At 46.4% G+C, this 9,082-nt stretch carries 8 protein-coding genes; 6 read left to right on the forward strand and 2 right to left on the reverse strand.

Going from position 1 to position 9,082, the window contains the following annotated elements; all coding sequences use genetic code 11:
* The first annotated feature begins 4 nt into the window (after positions 1 to 4).
* The 3 genes from tusA to JFC06_RS07980 all read left to right on the forward strand — a co-directional run bounded on the left by tusA (position 5) and on the right by JFC06_RS07980 (position 2,239).
* On the forward strand, positions 5 to 331 hold the full coding sequence (gene tusA / locus JFC06_RS07970; RefSeq protein WP_198334611.1) for a sulfurtransferase TusA: 327 nt from the start codon (positions 5 to 7) through the stop codon (positions 329 to 331).
* Positions 332 to 406: 75 nt separating this feature from the next.
* Complete coding sequence (xerD, locus tag JFC06_RS07975; RefSeq protein ID WP_198334612.1) at positions 407 to 1,345, forward strand: site-specific tyrosine recombinase XerD; 939 nt, start codon at positions 407 to 409, stop codon at positions 1,343 to 1,345.
* Between the two features lie 285 nt (positions 1,346 to 1,630).
* Positions 1,631 to 2,239 (forward strand): class I SAM-dependent methyltransferase, encoded by a 609-nt coding sequence (locus tag JFC06_RS07980; protein WP_193005671.1) that lies wholly within the window; start codon positions 1,631 to 1,633, stop codon positions 2,237 to 2,239.
* A gap of 84 nt (positions 2,240 to 2,323) precedes the next feature.
* Here JFC06_RS07980 and lptG read toward each other — a convergent pair whose 3' ends face one another.
* Complete coding sequence (gene lptG, locus JFC06_RS07985) at positions 2,324 to 3,532, reverse strand: LPS export ABC transporter permease LptG (RefSeq protein WP_198334613.1); 1,209 nt, start codon at positions 3,530 to 3,532, stop codon at positions 2,324 to 2,326.
* Positions 3,532 to 4,809 (reverse strand): LPS export ABC transporter permease LptF, encoded by a 1,278-nt coding sequence (locus JFC06_RS07990; protein ID WP_198334614.1) that lies wholly within the window; start codon positions 4,807 to 4,809, stop codon positions 3,532 to 3,534. Before JFC06_RS07990 ends, lptG begins: the two co-directional genes overlap by 1 nt.
* Positions 4,810 to 5,414: 605 nt before the next feature.
* Here JFC06_RS07990 and JFC06_RS07995 point away from each other — a divergent pair.
* From JFC06_RS07995 to sstT, 3 genes are all read left to right on the forward strand, one after another.
* On the forward strand, positions 5,415 to 7,073 hold the full coding sequence (locus JFC06_RS07995) for a leucyl aminopeptidase (protein WP_198334615.1): 1,659 nt from the start codon (positions 5,415 to 5,417) through the stop codon (positions 7,071 to 7,073).
* A gap of 36 nt (positions 7,074 to 7,109) precedes the next feature.
* Entirely contained in the window at positions 7,110 to 7,583 is a 474-nt protein-coding gene (locus JFC06_RS08000) for a DNA polymerase III subunit chi (protein WP_198334616.1), read from the forward strand.
* A 208-nt stretch (positions 7,584 to 7,791) separates the two neighbouring features.
* Positions 7,792 to 8,994 carry a serine/threonine transporter SstT gene (gene sstT, locus JFC06_RS08005; RefSeq protein WP_198334617.1) on the forward strand — a complete coding sequence of 401 codons (1,203 nt, stop codon included), beginning with the start codon at positions 7,792 to 7,794 and terminating at the stop codon, positions 8,992 to 8,994.
* Positions 8,995 to 9,082 lie beyond the last annotated feature (88 nt).

A 9,082-nucleotide genomic window follows, 5' to 3' on the forward strand; every position in this document is an offset into this window, starting at 1 on the left:
CATTATGACTACTTCTATCACGCAAACGGCTATCAATCATCATTTAGACACTCAAGGACTGATCTGTCCTGAGCCAGTCATGATGCTGCATCGCACCATTCGTCAGGCGGATGGCGGTGATGTGATTGAAATACTGGCGACCGACCCGGCCACCACCCGTGATATTCCTAATTTTTGTCGTCATTTAGGGCACACGCTTGTCCATCAAGAAACCCTCGCTGAAGATGTGAGCTTGGATATAGATCCTGATGAAATCACGGTCGCTGACGATAATGATGAGCCTACGAATGGCACGCTTTATCGTTATTTGGTTAAGAAAAAAAACGCTTAATTTTTTCTTTTTGACGTTGATTTACTGTCAATTTTTAGCCATTCCCTGTTTTAGCTATCCTCTGAGTATTGTCTTATGAGTCGTGATCGCGCCGTACAACAGCGACAACCGAAAGCCTTGGCAGTAGATGATGAGCCTAGCTACATGACTGAGTTTCGTCAAGCTATGCTGGCGCGTGGTCTGGCGACGCGTACTCGTAATGCGTATGTCCGTGATTTGCGCGCTTGTGAATTAACCAGTCCTATCGCTTTGACCCGCTGGCAGCCTGACGATGTGCTGCACTGTCTCTCCTTTGTTGCACGGGACGGCAAAACCCCACGTACCCAAGCGCGCATGCTCTCAAGCCTGCGTCAGTTTTATTTATGGATGATCGCTAGCAATCTGCGTGAAGACAACCCCTGTGAGCGTATCAAAAGTCCAAAGCTTGGTCGTCCGCTACCGAAAGATTTGAGCGAAGCGGATGTCGACAATCTACTCGCTGCACCCGATACCAGCACCGCCCTCGGACTACGCGACAAAGCCATGCTAGAGGTACTCTATGCTTGCGGTCTGCGCGTCAGCGAATTGATTAATCTCTCGCTTGAGCAAGTCAATCTCAATTCTGGCTGGTTACAAATCACGGGGAAAGGTAATAAAACGCGACTGGTGCCCTTAGGCGAATATGCTAGCGATGCGCTAGAAGATTATCTGTCTCATGGGCGTGGCGATTTGATTGCGCACTTAAAATCAGGTAATTGCCAAGCGGTGTTTTTGACCGCGCAAGGTGGCTATATGACGCGGCAGAACTTTTGGTATTTGCTCAAAAAATACGCCAAAGTTGCCAGTATTGACAAAGAGCTATCGCCGCATACCTTACGGCACGCCTTTGCCACTCACCTGCTCAATCATGGGGCGGACTTGCGTAGCGTGCAATTGTTATTGGGGCACAGTGATCTATCAACGACACAAATTTATACCCATGTGGCGACGGCGAGGTTGCAGAAATTGCACGCAGCACATCATCCGAGAGGGTGAGAACCGTTAAAAAGAAGCACTGCTTCGTTAGGTTCGCAAGAGAAAATCCCTTAAAGAGGACTTTTCTATAAGTGTCCTTTACGTCCAACCGTCCCGCTCAGAGTGACAGATACAAACAACAGGCACGATTGGCTCTTCTTGCATTTGTAGAAATACAATTCTCTCAATCCATAGCTGCAAACCTGCCCGTTTCTCGTTACAATACCCTTAATAATGTGCGTCATCATATGCACACTGTCTGATTGGGCCGCGCAGCCTTTTTACTTATCTATATTTGAGAATTCCATGAGCCATAGACCGCCTGCTGACTTATTAAAAAACGCCGAACATTGGCGCGAAGACATTCACTTTCGCCAAGACGTGCTGGGTAAGCCATTTGATTTTTCAACCACCTGGGGCATTTTTTCGCCGCAAAAGCTCGATGATGGCAGCCTGATGCTGCTCGATTATGTGGACTTTCAAGCGGATGATGATTCGATAGATTTGGGCTGCGGCTATGGTGTGCTTGGTATGACAGCCGCGCGTGAGTGTCCAAATGGTCAGCATACACTGATTGATAAAGACTTTATGGCGGTAGAATATGCGCGCCGTAATTGCGAAAAAAACGGTCTAAAAAATGTCGATGTGCATTTATCTAATGGCTTTAACCATGTGGCAAAGGACAAAGACTTTAGCCTTGTCATGTCAAACTTGCCTGCCAAAGTCGGCAAAGAGCAGCATTACTTATACTTCCTCGATGCCTATGCGCGGATGCGTCAAGGCGGGCGTTTTTATGTGGTGACGATCAACGGTCTGCGCCAGTTTATGAAGCGCTCATTTACCGAAGTGTTTGGCAATAGCGAAAAGATCAAACAAGGCAAGACTTATACGATTACCATGGCGACCAAAGATTAATTTTTTGACAGCCTAAACATTTAAAAATCGTACAAGCAAAAGCCCGCCAAAACACAAATGTTTTGGCGGGCTTTTTTATGGCTACTACATTTGCCGCTTGAGTAAATAACCACCCAATACCGCACTAACAATAATCGGTAATAGCACCATAAATAACGGCGAAAATCCAGTCGCGAGCGAGACAAAGCCCACCAAGTCTTGTATATAACTGAACAGCAAGCCGAACAGTAATGCCACAACGATACGCAAACCCAGACTGTGCGTTCGTAGCGAACCAAACACGAATGAGCAAGCCACAATCACCAAAGATAAAATAGACAACGGCGATAACAGCTTTTGCCAAAATGCCAACTCATGGCTCAAAGAGCGTTGACCTTGCTGACGCATAAACTGACGATGCTCATACAACTGGGTCAATGACAAATCCTCTGCCTTGCGCGTGAGCAAATACACAGACTCAGGGGCAAATGGCAGGCTTAACGTGTCAGATGGTGAGATGGCTTGGCTACTGTCAAACCCTTGGTTGATGGTGAGTTTGGTCATGTTGTTCAGCTGCCACTCATAACGATACTGCTCGCTCGGTTTGCTGTTATTAGCATCTATAGGTTCGCGGCCGATATATTGCCCCCCTTCAGCGTGGACGGCCGTTTGCAAATTCCCGTCATTATCTAAATGCCAACGCTTGACTTCACCGATATTGCCTTCGACATCAGCGTAATCGATGTACAAAATATCGCTGCCATCAGGCTTGGTATCGCCACCCTCTGAGCGCTCAAAGCGCGGCTGTAGTGTCCAATAACCGCGTACCGACGTGACCAAAGAACTGCTGTCTTCCTCATTAATCTCTTTCGCCAACTGATTGGAGTGCGGTAAGACAAACTGATTGATCGCCAGCGCTAACAGGACAAAGAGCAAAGCAGGCTGTAGCACCCAGCCGACAATACGATACACGCTCACTCCAGCGGCGCGCATCACCACCAGCTCACTTTTATTGGCGAGCAAACCCAAGCCTACCACCGCGCCAAGTAACGCACCCGTTGGGATAAACTGCTCTAAAAAGTAGGGGGAGCGATAAAAGATATACTTGATCGCCTCACTCATCGTGTAGCTCTCATCTAACGAATCAAGCTCTGATAAATAAGAGAAAACCAACTGTAACGCCCACAGACCTAAGACCGCGGCGATAATAGCAAGCAGCGCGTTGCGTTTGACATAACGACTCAGTACTTTTAAGTTGGTCGGTTTTTGCGCAAGCTGATCAGTGGCCGGTGATTTTGCAAATAAAGAACGCATTAAGACCGCCCTCCTTGTGAGCCACTGCGTTGATGATCAACCGTTGGTAAAGGGTCGTTTTCTGGTTTGCGAAAGCGCAGCCGATGCTGCACGCGGCTTCCCCAGTTCAGATAAAGCGCCAACACCATAAATCCTACGATAAACCACGCATAGGCCCACACGCTGACACTGCCTTTACTGACCGCATTTTTGAGCGAAATAATACCCAGCGCGCAGCTAACAAATAACAAAATAGAGGGAAACAGACGCAACCAACGGCCTTGGCGGGGGCGCACTTGTGCCAGTGGCACCGCCAGCATAGGTGCAAGAATCATCAACCAAGGTAGCGCCAAGCGATAACCAAGCTCACCTTGGGCGGCACGCAACGCATTGTCACTACTCGCTACTTGCGCACTACCAGTCGCTGTCTGCCACAATGGTCCAATCGCTTGAGTCTCGATATTGTCTTCTGTGATGACTTCTTTCGATGATTCAATCAACGTGATTCGATAGCGATCAAAGCCCACTTGATTATACTTTAGACTACCCGCGGCGACCTCATAGCGCCGTCCTTGGAATAAGTCTAATTGGGTCACACCGCTATCACCTGTGTCTACTTGTTCAGCGCGTTTGGCTAAGGTAATGGTGTCTTTACTGATAGCGTTATTGTTGACCCGCGCGTTTGGCAACTCTGGAATATTTAATTGCTCGGCAGTCTCTGGATCAATACGATTATTGACATCAACAGCGGTACTTTTATCAGCGGAGCCTTTTGGGTTCGGTTCAGACTGGATGAGTATCACATCTTGCAACTGCTTTTTATCATCGCTCAAACTACCCACATACAAATGATAATTGCCGCTACTGATAAACTCATTGGGACGAATTAAGTCAAACGCACTGGTCAATGCTTGCTGCTGCCAAACAGCCTCAGATGAACGCACGCCCCACGGCTTACCGACGATGGACAGCGCCGCTTCACCGACAAACAGTACCAGTATCAGGGGCGTCATCAAGCGGGCAAGCTTACCCCGCGACACGCCGCTGGCATTGATCACTGCCATTTCTTGATCCACGTACAAACGCCCAAACACCAGCATTAATGCGATAAAAAATGCTAACGGCAGGATTAACTCTAAAAAATACGGCAAATTATAACCAATAATCGTAAATAACAAGCTGATATCTAGGTTGCCCTCTGCCGCAATACCAAAGTAACGGATCAACCGCCCGCCAAGCATCATCACCACTAAAAACCCCAATACCAAAGCGGTCGTTGAGGCAACTTGTTGAGTCATGTAGCGGCGTAATATCACAATAGGCACTCTTAAAAAAAAGGTTGGTATTCGCACGATTCATCGCAGGTTTATTGATCGGCTACGGGCAGACTCAAGCTCAATCGATGAGTCCTATCAACCCAGAGCTGTGCAAGCAGATAGTTAAACAGACGTAAAAACAACTGGGCTACTAAGTAGCCACACCGTATAAATATTAGCGATAAAGATAACCGCTAATCCTAGCATATTTTGGTCAAAAATGGCTGTGAAATGTGTTTGAATCATTGCTTACCTTTTACTGAGAGCATCATAAAAATGACCGATAATAAGTGTCATAAAGCCCGATTAAAACATACACTACGCTAAGTGACGCGAGTTTTTTCTGGTAGATTTTTACTATATTTACTGTAGAAAGGTTTGTTTACCCTTCTTATCATTGACCACGAGAAGAATAGCGTAAATTGACATAGCAGACTTGCTCGAATGTATTACCTAAGGCGTGCTCACTGCGCACCCACCTCGCAATATGCTACACTACGGTGGTGGCTTAATAAGTCAAATGATTTAACAGAGATAACCCATTACATAAATTCTGCTATTTTCATAACTCTAATAAGGATAATTATATGAATATTAAATTAACCCAAAATTTACCAAAAACGCACACGCAAAAAATACTCAAAAAAGAAGCCAAAAGCAAAGACGCGGCCTGCCTTGTCGTCTTAGTCGATGATAAGAAAAATATCTTGGCCGAATCAGTCTTAAGCGATTACCAAACGCGCATTGAGCAATTGATTGAGGTATCCCACTTTAATGGTAAAGCCTGCGAAACTGTAGCTGATTATGCCTTAGCGGGTGACAAAAAGACCACGAAGCAAAACCCAGTACAGCTATTGTTGGTGGGTGTTGGTAGTCTTGATAAGCTTAGCCAAAGCGGATTGCAAAAAATTGCCAATACCATTTATCAAAGCACGCAAAAACGCGTCGACTCTATCACCGTTGCTTTGGATGATGCCTTAGAAGACAATCAATTTGGCCAGTTTGCGCTTAATTTATTGGCAGCGAGTTATCGTTTTGATAAATACAAGTCTGAGCAAAAAACGCCTGTGTTAACAGATATCTACTTACTGGCTGATAAGTCATTGCAAGAGACGCTAGCGTTTGCTCAAGCGGTCTTTGCTGGCCAAAGCCTGACCCGTGACGTTGCTAACGAGCCAGGTAACATCTGCTTCCCAGCTTATATGGCAGAACAAGCGCAAGAACTGGCAAAAACCTATCCTGACCTCTTAAACGTCACGGTACTGGGCGAAGATGAGATGTCAGCGCTGGGTATGGATTGCTTCTTAGCGGTAGCGCAAGGCTCTACTAAAGAAGGCAAGCTTGTCTTGATGGAATATCAAGGTAAATCAGCATTTAGTGCCAATGCTAACAACGCTAGTAACGCGACTAACAGCGCAAAAGCGACCGGTGGCCTAAAAGCACTGGCGGATAAATTGCCGACGAAAAAAGCGTCTAAAAAGGCAAGTAAAAACAGTGATACCACTACGGACGTTGCTAATGACGACGCACCTATCGTCTTAGTCGGTAAAGGGGTTACCTTTGACTCAGGCGGTATTTCAATCAAACCAGGCGCGGCCATGGATGAGATGAAGTTTGACATGGGTGGTTCAGCCTCAGTCCTAGGTACGATTAAAGCCTTGTGTGAAGCGCGTCTACCGATCAACGTCGTTGGTGCGCTTGCTTGTGCGGAAAACATGCCATCAGGTGATGCCACCCGTCCTGGTGATATCGTCAAAGCCATGAACGGCAAATCAGTGGAAATCTTAAACACGGATGCTGAAGGTCGCTTGGTACTGGCCGACACACTATGCTACGTGCAGCGCTATCAACCAAAAACCATTATTGATGTTGCTACCTTGACCGGTGCCTGTGTGGTTGCTTTAGGGCACGTACGCTCAGCGGTGTTTAGTAACGATGAAGACGTATTGTTTGATCTTGAAAATGCCAGTAATCTATCAGGCGATCTCATTTGGCACATGCCAATGGATGATGAGTATCAAGCACAGCTTGACTCACCCATCGCTGACATGCAAAACATTGGCGGAAAAGGCGCAGGCTCTGTGACCGCCGCGTGCTTCTTGTCGCGTTTTGTCGAAGAAGGTCAAGCGTGGGCACATTTAGACATCGCTGGCACGGCGTGGAACTCAGGTAAAGATAAAGCAGCAACGGGTCGTCCTGTCCCCCTATTTATGCAGTATTTAAAAAACAGTGTAAATATGGCTTAATGAACTCATGAAAAACCACTTTATGACAATCCTTTTATGAACATTAGCTTTTATGTTTTAAGCGAGAGTAAAGCCCAAGATTTCTTGGGCTTTATTTGTCAGCTGACCCAAACCGCGATCAATAAAAGCTCTCAGTCTGTGCTGATACTGGTAGAAGATGAGACACTACTGTCGACGCTTGATGACGCCCTATGGGCACAAGAAGCGACAAGCTTTATACCGCATCAACGCCTTCTAGACGCTCATACTGAAGCCGCTGATCCTGATATAACAGACACTCACAAAACATTAGCGCCTGTTTTGCTTGGCAGTTATATGCCAGCCGATTTTAGAGGTATTGTCCTTAATACTACGGTGCAGCCTGTCACAAGCGTGATGGCAGCAGCCAATGCACAGCCTACTCGGGTGCTTGAGCTGATAAAACCCGATCCTAACAGCGTGCAAGAAGGTCGTCACAAGTACAAAGTTTATCAACAATTGGACTATGAGCTGACCCACTTTAAAGTTTAAAAGATACAGCTTTAAAACGTCTGTATTTTAAAAAAAAGCCGTCCAGTTTCTCTCATACCAAGTCCTACGCTTTTTTTCTGAGCCCTATCGGCCTAAGCAGGTAGGGGTTAGAGGTAGGCGCTTATCTTAAAAAATGCTACCATCCATCGATTCTTTGTCTATTTTCGTTATAAATTTCTTATTTATTGACTAACTCGAGGGTGTATAGATGCGTTCATTGATTGCGATGTACCAGCGTATAGGGCTGGTACCGCTGATTATTATTGGTTTGGTACTGGGTGTGATAATTGGTTGGCTAGCACCAAGCATCGGTATTGCATTGGGACTGTTGGGCACACTGTTTGTTGGCGCGCTAAAAGCAGTTGCACCAGTATTGGTATTCGTTTTGGTCATGGCCGCCATTAGCCAACACCGCAGTGGTAATGAAGTTTATGTCAAACCAGTGCTTATTATGTACATGTTTGGCACTTTTTTGGCGGCGCTCACCGCGGTAGGAGCCAGTTTTTTATTCCCAACTGAGCTGGTCTTAGTAAATGCGACGATTGAGCAGGTACCACCAGCAGGCCTCAAAGAAGTATTGACTAACCTGCTTATGAATTTGGTCGCCAATCCGGTTAGTGCGATTGCTGAAGCCAATTACATTGGTATTTTGGCATGGGCAATTATCATCGGCTTTGCCCTACGTCAAGCCAGCGATACCGCGCGTACCGTGGTCAATGATTTTTCTGATGCCATCTCACAAGTGGTGAAATGGATCATTGCCCTAGCGCCTTTTGGTATCTTAGGTTTGGTCGCTAATACCGTCGCTGAGACAGGCTTTGCCTCGCTAGCAGGGTATGCGCGTATTTTATTAGTACTGGTCGGTTGTATGCTGTTCATTGCTTTAGTTGCCAACCCTATTATCGTACTGATCAAGACAGGCAAAAATCCTTATCCACTGGTATTCACCTGCTTGCGTGAATCAGGGATTACCGCCTTCTTTACTCGCAGCTCAGCGGCCAATATTCCAGTCAACATGAACCTTGCGCGCAAACTGGGCCTACATGAAGACACGTATTCGGTGACGATTCCACTTGGTGCGACGATTAATATGGCGGGCGCGGCGATTACGATCAATGTGTTAACGCTTGCAGCGGCGCATACACTCGGTATCGAAGTCTCATTTGCATCAGCGCTTTTATTGAGCCTAGTCGCAACGATCAGCGCGTGCGGAGCGTCTGGTGTTGCTGGTGGTTCACTGCTCCTGATTCCATTGGCGGCAAGCTTGTTTAGCATTCCAAATGACATTGCCATGCAAGTGGTGGCGATTGGCTTTATCATTGGTGTCATTCAGGACTCGGCCGAAACAGCACTGAATTCATCAACTGACGTACTATTCACAGCAGCAGCGGATCCTACTTATTCGCGTTAATCTTCAAAAATTTTACAAACAAAAAGGGCTAATTGAACCGACCCCCATAAGTTGGACACAACTTATGGGGTATTTTTATGCGTTACGA

Source organism: Psychrobacter namhaensis (assembly GCF_016107545.1).
GTDB classification, from domain to species: domain Bacteria; phylum Pseudomonadota; class Gammaproteobacteria; order Pseudomonadales; family Moraxellaceae; genus Psychrobacter; species Psychrobacter namhaensis.

Bases quoted from the DNA above. Each gene is read 5' to 3' on its own strand.
- tusA (WP_198334611.1), top strand. From the start codon at position 5: ATGACTACTTCTATCACGCAAACGGCTATCAATCATCATTTAGACACT.
- xerD (WP_198334612.1), top strand. From the start codon at position 407: ATGAGTCGTGATCGCGCCGTACAACAGCGACAACCGAAAGCCTTGGCA.
- JFC06_RS07980 (WP_193005671.1), top strand. From the start codon at position 1,631: ATGAGCCATAGACCGCCTGCTGACTTATTAAAAAACGCCGAACATTGG.
- lptG (WP_198334613.1), bottom strand. From the start codon at position 3,532: ATGCGTTCTTTATTTGCAAAATCACCGGCCACTGATCAGCTTGCGCAA.
- JFC06_RS07990 (WP_198334614.1), bottom strand. From the start codon at position 4,809: ATGACTCAACAAGTTGCCTCAACGACCGCTTTGGTATTGGGGTTTTTA.
- JFC06_RS07995 (WP_198334615.1), top strand. From the start codon at position 5,415: ATGAATATTAAATTAACCCAAAATTTACCAAAAACGCACACGCAAAAA.
- JFC06_RS08000 (WP_198334616.1), top strand. From the start codon at position 7,110: ATGAACATTAGCTTTTATGTTTTAAGCGAGAGTAAAGCCCAAGATTTC.
- sstT (WP_198334617.1), top strand. From the start codon at position 7,792: ATGCGTTCATTGATTGCGATGTACCAGCGTATAGGGCTGGTACCGCTG.